A 22,322-nucleotide genomic window follows, 5' to 3' on the forward strand; every position below is an offset into this window, starting at 1 on the left:
TATTTCCAAACATTGATGTGATTTAATAAGCTATTTTTTTAAGTATTTTTCTTACAATAATTATTGTGTTTTGAGGTTAGTTTATTTCTATTATAATCGTTACTAATGAGTATGTGATATCTTACCAAATAGATTAATTTGATCGATTCTTTTCTTTATTTTTTCTTCTTGATGTGCATTAAAATGATGTCTAGAATCTCTTTCTTGAGAGTTCATAATATTTTCTGTTTCATGAATATGAAATAATCCTAATGCATGACCTATTTCGTGTGGTGTTGTTGATGTAAACAAGTTTTCATCTGTTAACAATACTCTTTGATCTCTACCGATCCCTGCAATACCTCTTATATTAGATCGTTTTATAATATAAATATTAATTTTATCTTGGTCATACGATTTTTTGGATTGCATAAAAAAGGTTCTTGGTTCTGACCCTTCATTATCTCTAAGGTCATATAAATCTTCATTTACCATATTCATTGAGCTTTCTAATTCTAAGCCAATTCCTAATCTGTGAAAGTAATACCCATTCAGGTAATCCATAAATTCTTTCTCATTAAGATCATAAGAAGACTTATTTCCAGACTCATTAGATTCTACATAAATGATTTTGATCTTTACAATTCTTTCTGGGCTGTCTACAAAAATAGGTTCTACAGGGACTGCACTTAGTTCATCTCCTGTACTACAGGATAAAATCAACGGTAATGATAGTATAAATAATACTATTTTACAGGTTACAATAAATTTATCTATATAGCTATTATCCTTTGTACCAGATAACCGATTGATAAAGTTTGTACTAATTGTTTGATTAACTATTTTTTTAATTGGATCTATACATTTTGATACGGTATAGGACGTAGGTTTAGTAGTTTTCGCCATCGCTTCATATTATTTTGGGTCATACTTCTTGGGCATTGAAGTATTAGGTATTTTAAAAAAAGAGACTTCTTTACATTAATTTGGTCTTTTCTTTTAAACCATGTTAAACATTCTTCTTGGGGCTGTAGAAGATTATGAACATTTTGACGTATTTACCTTCAATATTGAACTAAATAATAAATTGGTAATTAATTCTATGTAAAGGTAGGGGCAGATACTTAATATCCGAATACGGTAAACACGTAATATTTTTACGCAACATCTGAAACACAGCGTATTTCAACGACAAACAGCTTTATTTTCACTAAATTTTAACATTTAAATCATTAAATATGAAGGTTTAATACTACAAATGTTAATGGATTATAGGGGTTTTTTCCCCTGTTTTCATTTTAAAAAAATGACTAAATCATACATTTTTATGATTTTTTTTCTTCAAACCTTAACTGATATTTGTAATTTTTGAGAGTTTCAACAAAAAAGCTCGTTCTTTTTATGAAAAAACGAGTTTTTAATATAATCCAGCTTTTTTTTTAAACAAATTCATAAAATAGGCAAATCATCAATTTAGAATCCAAACATCATTTTATAGGTTCTTATCAATCATAAAATATTAGATTCAAAATAATACTATTTACACTTTGAATTTAGTATAACTGATATAATCTTTAACTTAATAATAAATAAGAGAAAATATAAAAGTGTAGTTTTAGAAAATTTAAAAATGAAGATTTGTAATTATACAAACGCTATGGTGGATTTAATTAGTTAGAATGTTTTTTTAATAAAACTTCAGAAATCAATTTTTTAATAGCTATTTCACTTTTACTAGGTTTATGACCTTTGCTTTTTGCTCTCTTTATTTTTTCATAGTGAGGAATTTTGCCAGTTTTATCTAACTCCTTAAAAACTTCTTCAAAAAAACCATTGAGAGCTGGAATTAAAAACCTGCTAGATTGGTGTGTTTTTTGAATATGAATAAACTTCTTTGTATAAGCCAAGAAAATTTGAGGATAATAAGAAAAGGTAATTAATGCTTCACAAAAACTTTGATACACCTCTTCTTTAGTAAGATTATTTCTGAACTTTAATTTATCGCGATTTATTTGAGTAAGCGTATATAACAACATACTTTCTTTAATAAAGAGACTGTAATCATTTTCAGAAGAGTAATATACTTCCATTCCTATATTAGTATTAATTACCAATACTTCATTTCTTATACTTTCACTCAAAAAAGTTTCAAAAACTAATACAGTCGAAGAGGACATTAGTAATCTTCTTTTGATATCAGTAGACCTTATATTTACTGACTTAATATTCTTTATACCTTGGTTCTTATCCACTAGATATGTTTAAAAAAGTTCTTGAAATTTTAATCCTTGATTTTTGGCGTGCATTTCTGCGGTATACCCACGATTGTCTTTTACAGATATATCAGCACCATTTTCTACTAGTAATTTAATGATTTTTTTCTGCCCAAAGGTTGCCGCAAAAATTAAAGCAGTCGCTCCATTATAATTTTTCTGATTTACATTGGCTCCAGATGCAATCAACAACCTCACTATATCGTAATATCCTTTGAAACATACTCCCATAAGTGCTGTATTTCCTGAACCATCTTGTGCATCTATATCTGGAGAGTACTCCAAAATTGATTGTGTTATATCTTCAAGTCCATAATATGATGCTAATAATAAAGGGGTTGATCCTCTGGTATCTTTTGAATTTACTATTTCGGGGTTCATATTCAAAATCGCCTCTACTTCATTCAATTCTTCTGATCGAATAGCATTAAAAATGTCTTCCATATATATATTTATTAAAAAAATGAATAGATATTATTACTTTGAAACAGTGCTAATAAATTTAATTTCTATATGCACGATTACCAAAGTCAAAATGATACAAGCAGATTGGGGTTCTTTTTTTTGAATTTCAAAGATCCCCAATCAAGCTCTAACCAATAAAACTAAATTGTTAATTTAATATGTATTTTGTGCATTGATGTTTAGCGCTTTACGAACACCTTTTCCATATGCTGGATCCGCTTTATCAAAATGAGCTAGTTGTTTTTCCACAATCTCCATAGAAACACCGTCCATTGCTGCTGCAATATTATTAAAAAGTCGCTCTTTTTGTTCATCATTAAATAATCTAAAAAGATCACCTGGTTGCTTATACTCTCCGAAAGTATCATTTTCTTCATACCTAAGTACATCTCCACTAATTTTCATAGGTGGTTCTGCTACACTAGGGTCTTCTACAGGTCCTCCTTTTGTATTAGGCTCATAATACGCATCAGGATTGGCATTGTTATTATCAAAAAATCGCATAGCTCCATCCTTGTGATAGTGATTTACCTCTGCCAATGATGCATTTGCTGGTAAAGCTTCATAATGTGTCCCTAGTCTATATCTATGTGCATCTGCATAAGAAAAAATTCTGGCTTGTAATACCTTGTCAGGAGAGAAACCTATTCCAGGTACAACATTAGATGGTGAGTATGCTGCATTTTCTACATATTGAAAATAGTTATCTGGGTTTTTATTGAGCTCAAATTCTCCTACTTCAATCAATGGGTAATCAGCATGAGGCCAAACCTTGGTAAGATCAAAAGGGTTATATGGTGTTTTTTCTGCATCAGCTTCTGGCATAATTTGTACCATCATTTTCCATTTAGGAAAATCTCCTCTCTCTATAGCTCCATAAAGTTCTTCTTGAAATTTTTCTCTTGTCTGCCCTATTATAGTTGCTGTTTCTTCATTGGTATAGTGTTTATGCCCTTGTTGTGTTTTCATATGAAACTTCACCCAAAATCGCTCTCCATCTGCATTCCAAAATGAAAAAGTATGAGAACCATATCCATTCATATGCATGGGTGTTTGTGGAATCCCCCGATCACTCATCAATATAGTAACCTGATGTAAGCTTTCTGGAGTCTGAGACCAAAAATCCCACATAGCTTCGTTAGATCTTAAATTTGTTTTAGGGTGTCTCTTTTGAGTACGGATAAAGTCTGGAAATTTATATCCATCTCTAATAAAGAATATAGGGGTATTATTACCTACCAAATCCCAATTACCTTCTTCTGTATAAAATTTTAAAGAAAAACCTCTTACATCTCTCTCTGTATCGGCGGCACCTAACTCTCCAGCTACCGTAGAAAATCTAGACAATAATGGAGTTTGTTTTCCTACTTCAGAGAATATTTTGGCTCTGGTATACTTGGTTATATCATTTGTTACTGTAAATGTTCCCTGAGCTCCCCAGCCTTTGGCATGGACTACACGTTCTGGAATACGCTCTCTGTTCTGGTGAGCTAGTTTCTCGATTAATTGATAATCTTGCATCAAGACAGGACCTCTTTGTCCCGCCGTAATAGATCTTTGGTTATTTGAGATTGGGGCTCCTGCTGAAGTCGTTAATTTTTTCTTTGTCATTATTATTTATTTTGCGTGGATACTCTTTTTTATAAAGATACAACCATATACCACACAAAATCAACATCTTAAATTGATTGTCGCAATAAAGCGATAATCAAAACTTATTGATGCAGAAAAATTAATCACTATAATCTATCTATCATATACTTACGTTTATTCTATCCACTTCCTAAAATCTGAAGTATTTGATGAGCTTGTCATTACTTTATCATTGACTCCTTTCATTTTAATCAACAATCTATTCTTGAAATGGTTTTCAATAGTTTCTATATACTTAATATGTATAATTTGACTCCTATTAATTCTAAAAAAGTTTTTTGGACTTAATTGTTCTGTAATTACTCCTATCTTTTGAGATATTGGGTATTTTTTTCCGTTAGCATCTACTCCAACACAAAAATCACCAGATGCCTCGATCATACTTATATCTAAGACATTCAACAGTTGTATTCCATTAGTTCTTTTGATTACAAACCGTTTTTTGTATTGCACTTGTTCTTCTTGTAGTGCTGATTTTAAAATATTGATTGTAGAATGATCCAACTTTTTATAAGAACCTTGGTTAAAAAGTGATTGATACTTTTGTAACGTTTTTTCAAAATCGTTTTGAGAGTATGGTTTCAAAATATACGCGATCCCATTTGTATTAAAAGCTTGAAACAAATACTCATCATGCGCCGAACAAAAAATTATTGGGCAATCAAAAGTTACCGAATCAAAGATATCAAACGATAATCCATCTAATAATTGAATATCAGATAGTAAAAGATCATAAGTATTAGTTTCTAGAAACGTTTTTCCATCTATTACAGAACGAGCCCAATCATGAATAATTTCATTATCAAAATATGCTTCCAAATATGATATCAACTTTTGATATGCAGGGATTTCATCTTCTAGAATCAGTATTTTCATAGCCTTAGGATTCATCACTTAGTTTAATAATAGGTATAGCAACTTCAAACAATGATGTAGTATTAGTAATATGTATTTTTGTATCAGACAATAACTTATAACGCGTTCTCAAATTCTCTAACCCAGTGCCAAATGATTCTTCTTCTGAATACCCCATGTACTTATCATTTCTTACAGTCAACCATTTTTCTTCAATCTGGATAACAACATCTATAATAGTATCATGAACAGCTTTATTATGTTTAACTACATTTTCTAATAACGTTTGTATTGCTCCAGTAGGGATAAACTTATCATCAAGAGATACTTTTTTCTCTATTCTAAAATTATAACCTTTCCCAAATCTGGTCTGCATTAAATAAATATAATTTTCTGCCAAATTAATTTCTTCTGAAAGCTCCATCACCTCAGCATCTTTGGTTAGAATCAAATATCGGTATATCAAAGATAATCGATTGATATATTCTTTGGCTTTTATGGCATCTCTATCAATCAATGCATCGAGGGTATTAAGGTTATTGAATAAAAAATGCGGATCTATTTGTGACCTCAACAACTTTAGTTCATTTTCTTTTTGTTGTTTTTGAACCTTAAAAAAGTGCACTTGATTTTCATAAAACTTTTTAGTCAATAATACTCCAAAAATAAGCCCTGAATCACTTGAAGCGTTAGATATACTGATCAAGATTAGATTATGCCATCTAGGAAACTTACTCCAATGATTATCCCCAGACCAAAAGCCTACTATATATTCAATACTTCCAAAAAAACAGAGTACTACAACTGCAAAGACTATGAATTGTACATATTTAAGTTTTTTTATTAAATAATTGGGTATTAACCAATACATAAAGAGTAAAACAACGCAAAAAGATGTAATAGTAGCTGTTGGGATATCTACAAAATATTCTATTAAACTATGATCTCTTTTATAATAGTCAATACAATTCATCAACGCTGATATTACATAAAAAGCTACTATTAGTATGCAATCCGTTTTATTAAGTTTTGTATTCATATAAAATCTTATTTCTTTTGTAATAATATTCTTTTAACTATTGATTAATTATCATCATCTATCCTTTCTTGCTCTTCTTTAGAAACATTACTTCTCTTTTTATTTTTACCAAATTTGGAACCAAAGCTATAATGTAATTGCAAATATATATTTTGTCGAGTCCAATCATTCTCAATAGTTGCATTTACATTATCATAAGTAACAGCTCCTAGGAATTTCCTATTCAAAACTTCTTCAAACTCTAGACTTACTTTTAATTGGTCATTCATAAATTTCTTACTTATTGCCAGATCAATACCTGCCATCCACTCATGCTCTATTTGCCCTTCTAATCCTCCTGTTGTATAATATCCAGATATTTCTGAATTAACCCCCCAAGGCAACTTATATTCTGCACTGGTATACCAAGTCAAACTCCATTGTGATAAATCCAATGCAGGAGTTAATTTTTTTGATGTATATTCATTATAATTTACGATAAGCCCAGAAAACCCGTCTAACCCTTTTATAAAATCTAATGGTGCAAAAATACTGGCACCAAAACTTTTATTTTCGGCAAGATTGATCACTGAACGAGAAGTTTCTGCTGATGTATCGTTTTGAGTGATAATTTCAAATAATGCATCTGTTGTTTCTTTATAATTTACACTAAAAAACGGCTGATTCTCATAGGTAAGATTAAATCTAAAACTATTTGTAAATGCAGGTTTCAGATTAGGGTTCCCTTCTTCAAAAGTATATGGATCATAATAGTATACAAAAGAATTTAATGAATTATATGATGGTCGTTGTATTCTATAGCTATAGGCAATTGATGTTCCTAATTCTTGGGTTATTTCTCTACCAATACTCAGGCTTGGAAATAGTTTAGAAATTGTTCTTGTTCTCGTTTCATTCTGGGTTACTGATATTCCTTTGGTATCACTTTCTTCCCAACGTAAACCGCCTGAAAATGACCATTTATCAAGTTTAGTATTCAATTTTGAGTAGACTGCTATAATATCTTCATCTATCAAAAATCGATTTGTCTGGTCATTATTATTTACAAAAACACCTTGATCATTTTGAGTAAATGATTGTAGGTCACTATCCGAATCTACTTTTGAATATTTTGCTCCAACACTCCAATCAAAATTATCATTTTCTGTACGCTTATAATCCCCCTTATATGTAAAAATCTTATATGCTGCTTCTTGATAATAACGCTGGTTGCGATATACTATAGAGCTCTCTCCTACTTTGAATAAATTATTTTGGTTATTATACTCATAATCTATATAATTGAAATCCAAGGTTATTTTATTTTTTTGATCATCATATTCATAATACGGACTCACTGTAAAAGTGCTTCTATCTCTATCAAAACTATTATCTGTAAACAGACTGGTTGCAGTACTGCCATCAAGAATAGTAGTTGTGTTGGCTGTTACACGATCCGATTGTGAGTCAATCCTATTTACACTTACTCCCAATGTGTGTTGATTCGTAAGATAATAATCAATCCCTCCTCGTACACTAAATGTTTCTGGATCATAGGGGGAAATAGATGTTTGGTCATAGGTTTGATCCAAAACCGTACGAGAGATTATTAAATCTTCTCTCCATGATGATTTTGTATATCCTGCACTGGCCTGCCAATTCAGTTTATTCTTATAACTAGCAATTGATGCACTAGTGCCATACATAACATCTTCTACATATCCCACCGTACTCTTTATACTGCCATGCGTTCCTAATTTGGTATTCTTTTTTAAGATCACATTAATAATAGGCCCAGATCCCTCGGCATCATATTCTGCTCCTGGTTGTTGGATTAGCTCTACACTTGCGATATTATCTACTGGCATTTCCCTTAATAATGCAGCCATATCTATAAAATCTGTGGTTTTGCCATTAATTAGTATACGAATATTCTTTTGCCCTCCATAATTCAGTTTTCCATTAGTAACAATTACACCAGGAATCTTTTTCATTACATCTTGTAGATTGGTATTTATCATTTCTGATTTTTCGATATCTACAATCAGTTTTTCTGCAGTTTGTCTAATAATCGGTTTTTTATAAGTAAGAACAACCTCATCTAGTTGTTCTGAATCTAATGAGAAGTCAAATGATAAATTCATTGTACTTTTATCACACTTAAAGACCTTAGAAACCTTCGTTTTATATCCTATCATAGAAACCTCAATACGATATTGTCCAGTTTCTACATTCTCAAAAAGATAAATCCCATCTTCATTGGTAGCAACAGCAAAAATTGCTGTATTTGTTTTATCTGCGTATAAAATAGCATTGGCAAAAACCAAAGAAGCATTATTGTTGTCTACTATTTTCCCTGTAATACGGTGTTGCCCATAATTGTAAGTAATTCCTAATAGCACTAGGGAAAGAAAAATTATTTTTTTGAGTTCCATCTTTACTTTATTTGTTTCACTTTAATTATAGAAACAAAACTATAATGGGTCTTTTATTTTATAAAGTAGATTCTGTCGAAACAGGATTAAAAAAAGATGAAACGGGTTTTTTTGACGATAGAATTATTTCTCAAAAAACTAAAGAAACTGAATACGTAATATATACTCTCTTCAGCCAATTTACTCAGGCAATCGATTTTTCATTTTCAACAACTCTTGTTCTATAAGCAAGATTTTGTCTTCTACATCATCTCCAAAATCAGGTATTCTTCTAAAAAAAACATATCGTACTCTCCACATTTCTTTGATATCAGAGAGTGCATATTTTTCATCTTCTATATTTTTGTGATCAGCTCTTAGGATAACATTTCCTTTTGCTACATAAAGTCTTCTAAAAATTAGTTTCTCCTCTACTACTACAAAAACCAATGTTCCATTATTTAACTTTTTTATTACCGTAGAAGGCACTTTTTCTCCAACAACAATATCCTTGGGATAAAACCCTTTATCATGTGAAGTCATTTCGAGATTACTCACGGTATATCCTCTAAATTCTTTAGTAACATTCAAAGGTAATTGTAAAGTAGGCAACTCTTTTACAAACCCTTCCTTATCATATAAAGCAATATAATCATGAGCTGTATTTTCTGTTATACAAGGAATACTGGCAAATTTCTCTCTTTTCAGATCCTCGGCATATGTAGTAAGATCACCTTTGAACTTCAACAGTTGATTTACTGTCAACTCACTTGTTAGCAAATCATCAATTGCAATGCTAAAATAATTAGCTACTTTAATTAGCGTTTCTATTTTGGGTTCACTTCTCCCCTCCTCATATGCCCCCAGAGTTCCTCTTTTTAAATCAAATAGCTCTGCAAAGCTTTGCTGGCTTAACCCTTTTACACTTCTAATTTTCTTTATATTTTTTCCAAAAAAAGACATTTTTGCTAATTTTATTTGCAATTATAAAAAATAATTGTACTTTTACACTAACAATATTAGCTAATACTTTTTAAAAATGCTAATTTTAGTAGAAATACTTTTTACACACCGCCCCCATCATAATAAAAAAGATAATTACTAAAATTTTTAGCAACTCAATCTTGTTATTAACTTTAAAATCATCATTACTATGATAGTCATTGCGTATTACCTTGTTAATTTAACTATAAACTATATAGAGAATCTATACTGCTTTTTGTAATATTGATATACCCCAAACAACATTAAAACAATTACTAATTATCACAAAAAAATAAACCACCAAATGCAAGATTATTTTCAACTGGTAAAAGATTATTTACTACAACTCAACTATAATATCACTCATGAAAATATAAGCGAAGGCATTATTATGATTAGTAAAGAAAATGAAGGAATCAAAAATATGATTCTAGGTGTTGCACCTCCTATTCTAATTATGGAACAACATATTTTCAATATTAAAAATAAGAATGAAGTTATCTACAGAAATTTACTTCAGAAAAATCGAGACATTGTACACGGGGCCTTTGTTTTGGATGAGTCTGGCGAGAAAGTAATCTTTAGAGACACACTAAGAATAGAAAACTTAGATCTCAATGAATTAGAAGGTTCCTTAAACTCTCTAGGCTTACTTCTAAGTGAATATTCTGACCAAATTATAAATTATTCAAAATACTAAAATACTATGAACTTTTTTAAACGATTATTTAAAATAGGAGAAGCCGAAGCACATTCTGCAATTGATAAAATGGAAGACCCCATAAAGATGACTGAACAAGGAATACGGGATATGAAAACAGATTTAGAAAAAAGTCTTGAAGCATTGGCGCAAGTAAAAGCATTGGCTATAAGAGCTAAAAATGATACAGAAGAATTTGTTCTGAAAGCAGAAGATTACCAACAAAAAGCAATGCTTATTCTAAAAAAAGTTCAAAATGGAGACATAGACTCTGCAGAAGCAGATCGATTAGCCAAAGAAGCGCTCATAAAAAAAGAAGAAAACTTGCAACATAGTAATCGTAGCAAAGGTGAATCAGAAAAATTTGACACTTCTGTTAATCAATTAGAGAAAAATATACAAACGATTAAACAGAATATTAGTAAGTGGGAAAATGAGCTCAAAACATTAAAAGCACGCGTAAAAGTATCTACAGCTACAAAAAATGTAAATAAACAAATGGCAGAAATAGATAGTTCTAGCACTGTCTCTATGCTCGAACGAATGAAAGACAAGGTCAATCAAGAAGAAGCATTAGCAGATGCTTATGGAGACATCGCAAACACTTCAAAATCTATTGACGACGAAATTGATGCTGCTGTAGACACTACAAAAACAAGTGCAGAACTTGATTTGGCCAAATTAAAAGAACAACTGGGTATTGACTCCTCAAAAAAAGAATAGTACAAAATATATACTATCCAATGGTAATAAATATTAGGCTAATGACATTAACACTCAGGATAACAACAAGAAATGATAAAAATCGATTCTATGTCTATCAAAATAGCCTAATGATTGTATAAACAAAACCCCATAAAACAATGTGATACTCACGAATAGTTATCACTATATACAGTGACCTTATAGCGGGTAATATTATCTATTTTTGACATATTAGGATTATGATAAAACTCGTATAAAAGTTTCTAATTAATACTAAAAAAATGAACCCTTGAAAGAATTATTTGACATAGCAATCTCAATAGTCAATCTACCATTGACTGTTCTCTTTGGATTACTGATCGTATATTGGTTTTTGACCACACTTACAGGACTGGATTTAGATTTCTTTGATGCAGATATAGATATCGATACAGATGTTGATATAGATTCAGATTTTGACGCCAGAGGTAATTTGGATATTCCTGAAATATCCAATACAGAGGTAAAAAAAGAAGATGTAATTCGCCGCCGAGGTAAATTGAATTTTTTTCAAGTATTCTTGATTTATTTTAATTTTGTAGGGCTTCCATTCATGTTCACTTTTTCTTTCTTTGTATTATTCTGGTGGGCAATCACAATGGCAGGAACCTCTATAACACATAGCTATAATAATGATTTTGGATTTGTATTTTTCTTTGGAGGAATCATCCCAGCATTATTTCTGACTAAAATTTTTACAATTCCTTTCAAAAGATTCTTTACCAATTTCAATAATAAAGGAGAGGATGCACTAGAATTATTAGGCAGACAAGGAATTTTACAAAGTCCTATTTCTGGAGAAAAAGTAACAACATTAGAGATAAAAATTCAATCTGATCCCATCAAAGTAATGGTAAAATCTAAAAACGGAATAGAAATTCCTGCCAATACTCCTGTAGAGATCATAAATCAAGTAAAAAATAAACAACTTTATATCATTCAACCTTTAAATTAATATTTATGAGCAACCTTGCAAATATTGCCATCATAGTGGTGGTAGCCTTAGTACTTCTCATCGTACTATACTTTATAATAATCGCTATATTCTACAGAAAAATTCCGCAAGGAGAATCTCTAGTTCGTACTGGTTTTGGGGGTACATCTGTAGCTTTTGACAAAGGATTATATGTAATCCCTGTATTGCATAAAATTGAAATCATGGATATTTCTATCAAAAAAATAGAAATCGAACGAACGGGTGTCAATGGGTTAATTTGTAAAGATAATATCAGAGCAGATATCAAAGTAGCTTTCTTTGTACGAGTGAATAAATCTGTTGAAGATATTATTAATGTTGCTCAAACTATTGGTTGTAACCGCGCATCAGAAATAGACACACTACGTAGTCTTTTTGATGCCAAATTCTCTGAAGCACTAAAAACAGTTGGAAAAAAGTTCGAATTTGTTGAATTGTATGAAGCCAGAAGAGAATTTAGAGATGAAATCATAAATATTATAGGAACTGACCTTAATGGTTATATTCTGGATGACTGTGCTATTGATGATCTAGAACAAACATCACTAAATGTCTTAAAACCTGATAACATCCTTGATTCTGAAGGGATCAAAAAAATAACAGAACTCACCGCAGCTCAAAATATCAAGTCTAACCTTATCAAACGTGACGAAGAAAAAGTAATTCGTAAACAAGATGTAGAAGCAAGAGAAGCAATTCTTGAATTAGACAAACAATTAGCCGAAAAAGAAGAACAACAAAGACGAGAAATCTCTAATATTAAATCTCGCGAAGAAGCAGAAATTTTAAAAGTTGCCGAAGAAGAACGGTTAAAATCTGAAACTGCTCGTATTGCTACTGAAGAAAAAGTAAAAGTAGCAGAAGAAAACATGGAACGCCAGGTTATTGTAGCAGCCAAAAACAAACAACGTACAGATGCTGTAGAAACAGAAAGAGTAGAAAAAGACAGAATGCTAGAAGCTACTGAACGTGAACGTATTGTAACATTAGCACAAATCGAAAAAGAAAAAGTAGTTGAAGTAGAGAAGAAAAATATTCAGGATGTGATTCGGGATCGAGTTACACTAGAAAAAGGGGTCGTTGAAGAGCAAGAAAACATGAAAGACATTGAAGCTTTTAAAACTGCTGATCGAGAGAAACAAGTAAAAATTACAATTGCCGAAGCCAATGCACAAGAAGCTTTGATCACCACTATCAAAGCTGCAGAAGCTCAAAAAGAAGCTGCCAAGCAAAAAGCCGAAGAAATCAATATCGAAGCACAAGCTCAAAAAGAAGCTAGTGAAAAAGAAGCAGAGGCTCGTAAAACATTGGCAGAAGCACAAGCCAAAGAAGAAGCCACTCTAGGAATGTCTGAAGCGCAAGTTATGCACGCCAAAGCAGATGCCAGAGAACGAGAAGGACTGGTTGAAGCAAACATTATAGAAAAGACAGCCAAAGCAGAAGCCGCAGGAACACTTGCCAAAGCAGAAGCAGTAAAAGAAGAAGGAGTTGCAGAAGCACATGTAATTAAAGAAAAAGCGCTTGCAGAAGCAGAAGGTAACAAAGAAATTGCACTTGCAGAAGCTGTTGGAATCGAAGAAAAAGCCGAGGCCATGAAAAAATTAGATGGTGTAGGTAAAGAGCACGAAGAATTCAAACTACGTCTAGACAAAGAATTACAAGTAGACCTTGCACATATCAATATACAAAAAGAAATTGCTGATGCACAAGCAGAAGTAATCGGAGAAGCTCTTAAAGCCGCAAATATTGATATTGTAGGAGGAGAAACCATGTTCTTTGATCAAATTGTAGGTCAAATCACAAAAGCAAAAGGAATCGACAGACTTGTAAAACATTCTGATAATATACAAGATGTAAAAGATGCAATATTAGGTAGTGATGACGTAAAAGGAAATCTATTGCAAAAAATTAAAGAATTTGCGACTCAATACGGAATCTCTTCAGAGGATATCAAAAACCTTACAATAGCCAATCTTTTATTAGAATTAAAGCAAAAGACCACCGATCCATCAGAAAACAACATGTTTACAAACCTAATTAATCTTGCCAAAGGATTAGGGTTGTCTGATAAAAAACTGAAATAAAACAGCATTGATTTCTCTCCTTGACTCAAGGAGAGAAATCAATCTTATTTGCAAAGACACTCTTGTCTTTACTTATCAAAAAAGGTACTATTTGTTTCTTATTCAAAAAAAGAAACTAGCTCATTAAATCACTCTGATTAAACACTAGAGTATCATCATATGCAAGAAGAAAACAACAATCAACATACTCAATTGGATGGGGGCACTTATGAGATCATCCAAAACCGTTTGCAAAAACATAAAGGAGAACTCCAAAATCGCCTTATACGACTTAATGACGCACGTAAAGATGTTTTTGGTAATGTAGAAACCAAGTTAATTGCAAATAACCGCATTAATACAGAACATAACTGTATAGCTCAAGATATTGTTACCATTGGTCAATATTGTCTTTTTGGATATAATGTTCATTTTGGGTTACGTACCGAGATTACACTTGCAGATGTATTTAGTATCTATACTTATACCGATGATCATTTTGTTGCAAAGCCTTTAGACCTAATCAATGATACTATCTTCATTGGTGAATTCACTAATCTCTATAAATATTATCGCAATACCGTATTTTCAAAATTTGCAATTGTTGGCAACTATTTGCATATGGTATTTCAGCTCAGTGATAGTATCACAGATATCAAAACCTTTAAATGGTTGATTAATGAAGGACAACTTACCTATGTAGATAATCGCAGTGAGCATGAATTCAAGTTTCCTAAACAACATGAGTTTAATTGGACAGAAGTTACCCGAGATATGCACCGCTACGGCACACACCCTCATATCTCTATCCTTGATAAAGTTTTTGTTGAAACTGTAGGAGGTGATTTAACCATCAAAATAGAAGATAACACAGATCAAGGTAAAGGTATTCTTGATGAAGCTGTAGAGCACATAGATCAGACACTAGATGATGGACAATATCGCTTTGCAGACTTAGGAAATCTTATTGCGTTAGAAATCAAACCTTTTCAAGAAAACCCCCGTCATTTTGTATACAACCATAAAATACAGGAAGTCAAAAAAATTGACAGCATAAAAGATTCCTGTATATTGCTCCCTGATGATCAGGGAATCATATATCCCAACGGATATTATCTGCAATCTGGAGATTTTAAGCTATTTACCAATGAGGTATCCAATGTTAAGTTTCAGGAAAAAATAAGTTCTCCCAACGGAGAAGATTTCTTATATGTATTTTATCAAAGTAATAAGGGGTTATACACCCTTATGTCGTATAATATCATAGAACAAGAAGTAAAAACACCTATTATCTGTAATGGATTTACAATTCTGGAACATGGCGAATTATGCTATTTCAGAACCGAAAATGAACAAACAAAACACCATGTAATACAAATTTGGCAAACCCCTTTTATAAAAGGAGATGTATTACCATCAAAACATACCGACACCCTTCTTTACAAAATTGGCAATAAAGACATAGTCAAAGCCATGGCAGAGTGTAATGCGCTGATCACTCTGCTTAGTAAAGAAGATAATTATGACGGATTATATGACGATCTCGCTAAATTTTCTAATGATATTATTGACAGTTATTATTGGATTAGAGAAGAAGAGACATATAGACTTGATACTCCTCTAGAAGAAATTAATGGCGCCGCCAATGCCGCGATTGATGAATTTGAAAAAGTAGTTCAATTACGTAAAACAGCTTCTACTATTACTAAAGAAACTGAGGATAAAGCAACACATATTTTTGGTAAAATAAAAAGTAGCTCTTTTCGTGCTATCGATGATTTTGTATCTGTTCTATCGCAATTACGCACCTTAAGAGGAGAAGTAATAGGACTTAATGATATTAGATATGTAGACAAGCAATTTATTGAAACCTTAGAAACAGAAATTGCAGAGCAATCAGAGAAAATATCACAACGATGTGTTCAGTTTTTATTAGATGATAAATCACTACTCCCCTATCATGATCGAGTAGATGAAAAACAAATCGAACTCGATAAAATCAACAAAGTAATCAATGCAAAAAAACTAGAAGAAGAGGTAACTCAAATTGCTACCGATCTAGAAATGTTGATCGACATTGTTTCCAACCTACAGATAGAAGACACCTCACATTCTACAAAAATTATCGATAATATCTCTCTGATTTTTGCAACCATCAATCAGCTTAAAGCAGGGATCAAAAACAAAATCAAGTCTCTAGGAAGCAAAGAAGCTAACGCAGAATTTGCTGCACAGATTAAACTTGTAGATCAAAGTATTATCAATTACCTTGATATTGCCAATACACCAGAAAAGACTGATGAGTTATTAAACAAAATATCTATTCAATTAGAAGATCTAGAAGGGCGATTTGCCGATTTTGAAGATTTTATCACACTCATTATAGAAAAGCGAGAAGAAGTTTATAATGCTTTTGAAGCTCGCAAAAATAGCCTAATAGAAGCCAGAAACAAAAAGGCTGTGGCACTAGAAAATGCCGCAAAAAGAATCTTAAAAGGAGTCACAAAAAAAGCACTCAGCTTTGCGTCTGCACTAGATATCAACGGGTATTTTGCATCAGATTTAATGATCAATAAATTGAGGGATATCATATCTCAATTAAAAGAATTAGATGATGCTGGCAAAGCAGAAGCCATTGAAACTGCCTTAAAAGTTGCCAAAGAAGACGCTACACGAAAACTAAAAGACAAACAAGATCTCTATGAAGATGGAGAAAACATTATCAAACTAGGTAAACACAAATTTGGTGTAAATAAACAACCATTAGATTTAACCATCATATACAAAAATAACACGCTGGCATATCACCTTACAGGAACCGATTTTTATAAAGAGATCACCAATGAGGTTTTACTAAAATCAAAGAAATACTGGGATCAAGAGTTAATTTCAGAAAATCAATACATTTATCGAGCGAGCTACCTGGCTTATAAAATCTATACCACCTATAACCAAAACACAAATCAGACTGATAATCTTGTTAATGTATCACAATCTACAACAGAAATAACAAACCGAGATCTTACATCATTCAACGAAAAAGAGTTACTAGAACTTGTAAAATCTGAAAGCAGTAAAAATTATGCAGAGGGGTATATAAAGGGAGTTCATGATATTGATGCTTGCAAAATTCTTAAAGTATTAATCACCTTAGATCACGATTTGGGGTTACTACGATTCACACCAAACACCAGAGCTCTTGCACAATATTTCTGGTACAGTCAGAATCCCGATAAACAAACGTATTGGAACACTACAATTAAAGCTTCTGGAGAAGTATTAGACGTTTTTCCTGATAGTGATGAATATCACAAAGTAATCACCCATCTAGAATCAGAAATCCTTGATTCAGAACTACTCAAAAACCTGATTCAAGAAACCAACAACACAAAAGAGATCACGAATAATATTGCAACTTATCTGTTTAACGAACTACAAAACAATCACACCTTTTGTATTAGTCAAACTGCAAATGAACTTTCTGAAACTTTTATTGCTACACTCAAAAAGAAAAAAGTATTTGTCAAATTTAAAGACGCTCTTCAATTAGACAACAAAACGCGCACCAATGGAAACACTAATTGGAATGATAGAATAAATCTTGCCTTACAATGGGTTACTTCTTACATAAAAACGCATCATCCATCCCAGATTCAATACGCTCATGAAGTTGTCTCTGTCTTACTATTTAAAGACGAATCCACCTCAGAAATCATCCATGTTACCCCTTCACAAGCCATCGATGACCTAAAAGGAAGTCACAAAACCATTGATCAAGGTGTATTCGATTTTAATTACCATAGTTTTATTTCGACACTAAAAGAGTATACAAAAATAGAAGTCCCTGCTTTTAATGCCTATCGAGAAGCAAAACATAAAGTAACCGAGGAATTAAAAGAAGACCTCAAGCTAAGTGAATTCAAACCCAAAGTCCTCTCTTCGTTTGTAAGAAACAAATTAATTGACCAAGTATACCTTCCTTTATTTGGAGATAACCTATCCAAACAACTAGGTAGTGTGGGCGAGAATAAACGTACCGATAGAATGGGTATGTTGTTACTAATATCTCCTCCTGGGTATGGTAAAACTACACTTATGGAGTATATGGCAAATAGACTGGGATTAGTATTTATGAAAATTAATGGGCCTGCAATTGGTCATGAAGTTACTTCTGTTGATCCAATGTCTGCAAATAATGCTGCTACTAGAGAAGAGTTAAAAAAACTCAATCTTGCTTTCGAGATGGGAAACAATGTGATGCTATATCTTGATGATATCCAACACTGTAATCCAGAGTTTTTGCAAAAATTCATTTCATTGGCAGACGGAACCAGAAAAATAGAAGGAGTATATGATGGTAACCCAAAAACCTATGACCTACGTAGCAAAAGATTTTGCGTAATCATGGCTGGAAATCCATATACAGAAAGTGGTGATAAATTTCAGATCCCTGATATGTTAGCCAATCGTGCTGATATTTATAATCTGGGAGACATAATTGGTGATACTGCTGATCTTTTCAAATTAAGCCTCATCGAGAATGCACTGACCTCTAATCCCGTACTGCACCAATTAAGCAGTAAATATTTTGACGACATCTACCAGCTTATTGAGATTGTTGAAAAAGGTTCTCAAGAAGGCATTGAACTCAAAGGAAATCATACCAAACAAGAAATACAAGATTATATTTCTGTACTCAAAAAAGTAGTCACAATAAGAGACACGGTGCTCAAAGTAAACGAAACCTATATAAAATCTGCCGCGATGGAGGATGCATATCGCACAGAACCTTCATTCAAACTACAAGGATCCTATAGAGATATGAGCAAGCTAGTCTCTAAGGTGGTTCCTATAATGAATGAGAAAGAATTACAAACACTTTTACTCTCTCATTATGAAAATGAATCTCAAACATTGACCAGCGCAGCCGAAGCCAACTTGCTCAAATATAAAGAAATGACTCAAATCATTACAAATGAAGAGCATACTCGTTGGGAAATTATCAAAGAAACTTTTATCAAGAATAATAAATTAAAAGGCTTTGGAGACAAAAACGAAATGGCACAAGTACTAGCCCAAATGATGCAATTTAGTGATCATCTAGCAGGAATACAGAAGGTCTTAAAAAAAGGATTAGAAAAGTGATGAATTTATTAACTCGATTCATTCATTAGTGCTTCGTTATAAAGTTTGAAAGCACAGTAAAAAAAGGACTTAACTTAATGACATTGAACAGGGTATGGTCGTGTTTTATTTTGAAATATTAGACAAAAAGGCACAGTTTATTGAGTAAATTTAAGTTGGAAATGGTATTAGATCGCTTTATAAAATCCCCCATCATAAGGACAAGGATTATTTTATATCTTTTAACAATTCAGAAACGGTAATTCCATGAATTTCGGCGATCATATACAAAGTATCAATTCTATAATTAACACCTTCTTCCCAACGCCAAACACTTTTGTTTTCAAGATTATTTTCAATAGCAAAATTGCTATAACTCGTATATCCCGCATTAATTCGTAATTCTTTAATACGCTTACCAATCGCTTTATGCCTTTGTTTCTCTTCATCAGATGCCATAGAAACAAAAATCTTGTTAAAAATTAAAAACAAATACGTCTAAAAAGCCGATAAATTCTTATCTTTATGTTTTACAACTAATTAATCCCACAAGGATATGTAATTAAAATCGATTATGGAATACTTATTTTACATTCAAAAGGGTTTGAAGTAGCAATTATAAAGTTTATTGATGATACTAAGAATTACTAGACAGTAGAACACAATAGTTGAGTTTGTATTAGCTTTTTTTGCTCCAAGAATACCCCGTTACCTATGCCCAAATCATCAAACACCTACTTATGCGCCTATGGCAAAAATGATAACTAAAAAAATATAAAAATTAATATACTGTAATTCATAATCTTATTACATTACAGTGCCAACACTTTTAAAACCAAAAGAATGAAAAAACTTGTTGCAACTGTAGGCGATCAACACACTTGCCCTATGTATAGCGGTACTACGCCCCATATAGGTGGTACAATTATTTCAGGCTCTCCCAATGTTTTTGTAAATGACAGACCCGTAGCACGTATGGGTGATAAATGTATATGTGCCGATGGTTCAATATCAATTATCATTCAGGGAGAAACAGGAGTTTTGGTAAATGGTAAACCCATAGCCTATGTAGGCTGCATGACATCACATGGCGGGGTGATTACTACAGGACAACCCAATGTTATTATAGATATGGTTATGCCTGTAAAAACCTCTCAATTGGTAACGATGCCTATAGAACTGATGCCACCAACACCCGCAAGAAATATGCTAGACAGAATTAATGCGCTTGCTAATTCTAAAAAAGCGAGAGAAGCAAAATCAAAACAACAAGAATTAAAAAAACACGGCTATCTGGTTGATGTTAATTTTAGTATGTAAATCTGCTGTTTTATGAAAATTGACTATCCTGTATTGCCTTCTTATGGCGATAACCCCACCGAAGAAGAAAAAGAACGCACTATAGCTAGCCATTACGGGCATCAAAATCGTGCAGGTTTCTTTCCTGTTGGTATGCACAATACGTGGCATGGTGGCATCCATATAGAAGATTTTGGAACAAATGTTAGTGCTATTTCAGACGGTAGAATTATAGCCTATCGCATACCCGAAAAGTATCTACATGAAAAAGATAATAAAGATATTAAATACTCCAACGGGTTTATACTCATACAACATCATTATAAAACCCCAAAAGGGGTATCACTACGATTTTACAGCCTGTATATGCACCTGCAACCCAAAGCAGAAATGATAAAAAACAAAGGGAAAAGCATACCAGATCTCTATGCAAAATATACGACAAAAGTAAAAACAAATACGATTGCAAAAGGTACAAATGCAAGACGGTACACTCCTAAAGTAAAAGATAAATACTTATCTGATGGTCGTACCGAAGAATATAAATTTATACCCCGCGGAGGTGTGCTTACCGAAGAAAAAGACGTTCCCGAAGATCATTGGACTAAGACCGCAAAAGGGTATAAGGGGGTCTATAAAGTATGCACCTATGAAGGAACAAAATATTGCGTTAATAAAAATTATCTACAGCATAAAGGTGATACTAACTGGATAGTAAAACACACCGCAAACGAAAAAGACAAGTTTGCAGATAGCCCCAAAGGAACAATGCTTTATAATACTATCAATGGCACATATATAGGTATGGAATGTGCAAAAACAGCACTTGAAGTTGAAAAAACCAAAGATAAAAACTGGTATAAAATCAAAGGCAGAACACAGTATGTTATGGTTGTCAATTGTGAACCTCTTACTAAACAGATCAAAGACGATGTAGTATTTAATGAGGTACAGAATGTAGATATACCCATTACAGCAGGGCAGATTATTGGTGTTCCTAGTCGTTATGAATCTAATGCCTCAAAAGGATATACCACCGTGCATATAGAAGTCTTTACAGATGATAGTGGCATACACGAGTTTATCAATAATATACAGGACAATGACCGCACATCGTATGAAGTTGCCAAGGAGCAATTATTACAGGTGGGCAAACCTTGCAATTTTTTAAAAGCCGATACCAAAGTAAAAATCTATCAGATTAAAGACGACTATACCCAAATCGGGTTTGAAGATGTTTTTTGTGAAGCTGTAAATGGTACAGACATAGGGCATGAAGGCAGTATAAAAGTATATGTAAAAGGGCGTAAAACTACCAAAACCACTTACTCAATTAAAGATGGGAAATTTGAAGAAATAAACGCTAAAATGAATAACATATTACCCAATAAAGACGTATTGCTGTATTGGGTTGGCAAGCCCTCTAGTACCGTACGAAAAGTTGGTTACGGCACAGCGCAATCAGGCAAAAAATACTGGGTAAAAACCAGTGAAGTCATAGGCGAAGTAGGCAATTGGGTAACATTATCACAAGATATAAGCGTTGTGTATGAACAGCAACCCACAGCAGACACCGCCGATAGTAAAGCTAAAAAACCGCAAAGATTAGAAAAAAAGCCACTACAAAAGATAGTGCCAATACAGAATGGTGGCTTATAAAAACCAAAGACAATGAGCAAGGGTGGGTTAAAAAAAGTGATCTAACCAAAAAGAACCCTTACCATTGGGCAGATTATGGTTGGGAGATATTAGAAGATACAGGCAACCAGTATTTT

General features: G+C 32.5%; 16 protein-coding genes. 7 read left to right on the forward strand and 9 right to left on the reverse strand.

The annotated features are described in order from the left end of the window. Positions 1–102: 102 nt before the first annotated feature. The 8 genes from DG508_RS01995 to DG508_RS02035 form a co-directional block, all read right to left on the reverse strand. Complete coding sequence (locus DG508_RS01995; RefSeq protein ID WP_108866542.1) at positions 103–885, reverse strand: matrixin family metalloprotease; 783 nt, start codon at positions 883–885, stop codon at positions 103–105. Between the two features lie 764 nt (positions 886–1,649). Next, a complete protein-coding gene (locus DG508_RS02000) occupies positions 1,650–2,231 on the reverse strand; it encodes a hypothetical protein (protein WP_108866543.1) in 582 nt (193 codons plus the stop codon). 9 nt (positions 2,232–2,240) lie between these two features. Then, on the reverse strand, positions 2,241–2,696 hold the full coding sequence (locus tag DG508_RS02005) for an ankyrin repeat domain-containing protein (RefSeq protein ID WP_108866544.1): 456 nt from the start codon (positions 2,694–2,696) through the stop codon (positions 2,241–2,243). Positions 2,697–2,870: 174 nt separating this feature from the next. Then, entirely contained in the window at positions 2,871–4,328 is a 1,458-nt protein-coding gene (locus DG508_RS02010) for a catalase (RefSeq protein WP_108866545.1), read from the reverse strand. Positions 4,329–4,484: 156 nt separating this feature from the next. Further along, positions 4,485–5,246: a LytR/AlgR family response regulator transcription factor gene (locus tag DG508_RS02015; RefSeq protein WP_159090601.1), complete on the reverse strand. Its 762-nt coding sequence runs from the start codon at positions 5,244–5,246 to the stop codon at positions 4,485–4,487. Positions 5,247–5,250: 4 nt separating this feature from the next. Continuing rightward, positions 5,251–6,264 (reverse strand): sensor histidine kinase, encoded by a 1,014-nt coding sequence (locus DG508_RS02020; RefSeq protein WP_108866547.1) that lies wholly within the window; start codon positions 6,262–6,264, stop codon positions 5,251–5,253. A gap of 44 nt (positions 6,265–6,308) precedes the next feature. Continuing rightward, a complete protein-coding gene (locus DG508_RS02025) occupies positions 6,309–8,678 on the reverse strand; it encodes a TonB-dependent receptor (protein ID WP_108866548.1) in 2,370 nt (789 codons plus the stop codon). A 180-nt stretch (positions 8,679–8,858) separates the two neighbouring features. Further along, a complete protein-coding gene (locus DG508_RS02035) occupies positions 8,859–9,620 on the reverse strand; it encodes a helix-turn-helix domain-containing protein (RefSeq protein ID WP_108866550.1) in 762 nt (253 codons plus the stop codon). 325 nt (positions 9,621–9,945) lie between these two features. Between DG508_RS02035 and DG508_RS02040 the strand changes: the two genes are divergently transcribed. From DG508_RS02040 to DG508_RS02060, 5 genes are all read left to right on the forward strand, one after another. Beyond that, positions 9,946–10,341, forward strand: a complete 396-nt coding sequence (locus tag DG508_RS02040) for a type III secretion system chaperone family protein (protein WP_108866551.1) — start codon at positions 9,946–9,948, stop codon at positions 10,339–10,341. Positions 10,342–10,347: 6 nt separating this feature from the next. Next, entirely contained in the window at positions 10,348–11,064 is a 717-nt protein-coding gene (locus DG508_RS02045; RefSeq protein WP_108866552.1) for a PspA/IM30 family protein, read from the forward strand. A 271-nt stretch (positions 11,065–11,335) separates the two neighbouring features. After that, positions 11,336–12,040: a hypothetical protein gene (locus DG508_RS02050; protein WP_159090603.1), complete on the forward strand. Its 705-nt coding sequence runs from the start codon at positions 11,336–11,338 to the stop codon at positions 12,038–12,040. A gap of 5 nt (positions 12,041–12,045) precedes the next feature. Continuing rightward, positions 12,046–14,145, forward strand: a complete 2,100-nt coding sequence (locus tag DG508_RS02055; RefSeq protein WP_108866554.1) for a flotillin family protein — start codon at positions 12,046–12,048, stop codon at positions 14,143–14,145. Positions 14,146–14,304: 159 nt separating this feature from the next. Further along, positions 14,305–19,269 carry a DNA repair ATPase gene (locus tag DG508_RS02060; protein ID WP_108866555.1) on the forward strand — a complete coding sequence of 1,655 codons (4,965 nt, stop codon included), beginning with the start codon at positions 14,305–14,307 and terminating at the stop codon, positions 19,267–19,269. 207 nt (positions 19,270–19,476) lie between these two features. Here the strand turns inward: DG508_RS02060 and DG508_RS02065 are convergent, their stop codons facing one another. Further along, positions 19,477–19,707: a helix-turn-helix domain-containing protein gene (locus DG508_RS02065; protein ID WP_108866556.1), complete on the reverse strand. Its 231-nt coding sequence runs from the start codon at positions 19,705–19,707 to the stop codon at positions 19,477–19,479. A 384-nt stretch (positions 19,708–20,091) separates the two neighbouring features. On the opposite strand from DG508_RS02065, the gene DG508_RS02070 reads away from it, so the two are divergent. Continuing rightward, on the forward strand, positions 20,092–20,568 hold the full coding sequence (locus tag DG508_RS02070) for a PAAR domain-containing protein (protein ID WP_108866557.1): 477 nt from the start codon (positions 20,092–20,094) through the stop codon (positions 20,566–20,568). Positions 20,569–20,580: 12 nt separating this feature from the next. Continuing rightward, complete coding sequence (locus DG508_RS02075) at positions 20,581–22,206, forward strand: hypothetical protein (protein WP_108866558.1); 1,626 nt, start codon at positions 20,581–20,583, stop codon at positions 22,204–22,206. Positions 22,207–22,322 lie beyond the last annotated feature (116 nt).

It is taken from the genome of Aquimarina aquimarini (assembly GCF_900299535.1).
Classification (GTDB): Bacteria; Bacteroidota; Bacteroidia; order Flavobacteriales; family Flavobacteriaceae; genus Aquimarina; species Aquimarina aquimarini.

What these genes read in the sequence shown, in the direction of transcription:
- DG508_RS02015 (WP_159090601.1), bottom strand. Translation starts at nt 5,246, where the DNA reads ATGAAAATACTGATTCTAGAAGATGAAATCCCTGCATATCAAAAGTTG.
- DG508_RS02075 (WP_108866558.1), top strand. Translation starts at nt 20,581, where the DNA reads ATGAAAATTGACTATCCTGTATTGCCTTCTTATGGCGATAACCCCACC.
- DG508_RS02065 (WP_108866556.1), bottom strand. Translation starts at nt 19,707, where the DNA reads ATGGCATCTGATGAAGAGAAACAAAGGCATAAAGCGATTGGTAAGCGT.
- DG508_RS02060 (WP_108866555.1), top strand. Translation starts at nt 14,305, where the DNA reads ATGCAAGAAGAAAACAACAATCAACATACTCAATTGGATGGGGGCACT.
- DG508_RS02045 (WP_108866552.1), top strand. Translation starts at nt 10,348, where the DNA reads ATGAACTTTTTTAAACGATTATTTAAAATAGGAGAAGCCGAAGCACAT.
- DG508_RS02025 (WP_108866548.1), bottom strand. Translation starts at nt 8,678, where the DNA reads ATGGAACTCAAAAAAATAATTTTTCTTTCCCTAGTGCTATTAGGAATT.
- DG508_RS02040 (WP_108866551.1), top strand. Translation starts at nt 9,946, where the DNA reads ATGCAAGATTATTTTCAACTGGTAAAAGATTATTTACTACAACTCAAC.
- DG508_RS01995 (WP_108866542.1), bottom strand. Translation starts at nt 885, where the DNA reads ATGGCGAAAACTACTAAACCTACGTCCTATACCGTATCAAAATGTATA.
- DG508_RS02055 (WP_108866554.1), top strand. Translation starts at nt 12,046, where the DNA reads ATGAGCAACCTTGCAAATATTGCCATCATAGTGGTGGTAGCCTTAGTA.
- DG508_RS02020 (WP_108866547.1), bottom strand. Translation starts at nt 6,264, where the DNA reads ATGAATACAAAACTTAATAAAACGGATTGCATACTAATAGTAGCTTTT.
- DG508_RS02005 (WP_108866544.1), bottom strand. Translation starts at nt 2,696, where the DNA reads ATGGAAGACATTTTTAATGCTATTCGATCAGAAGAATTGAATGAAGTA.
- DG508_RS02010 (WP_108866545.1), bottom strand. Translation starts at nt 4,328, where the DNA reads ATGACAAAGAAAAAATTAACGACTTCAGCAGGAGCCCCAATCTCAAAT.
- DG508_RS02035 (WP_108866550.1), bottom strand. Translation starts at nt 9,620, where the DNA reads ATGTCTTTTTTTGGAAAAAATATAAAGAAAATTAGAAGTGTAAAAGGG.
- DG508_RS02070 (WP_108866557.1), top strand. Translation starts at nt 20,092, where the DNA reads ATGAAAAAACTTGTTGCAACTGTAGGCGATCAACACACTTGCCCTATG.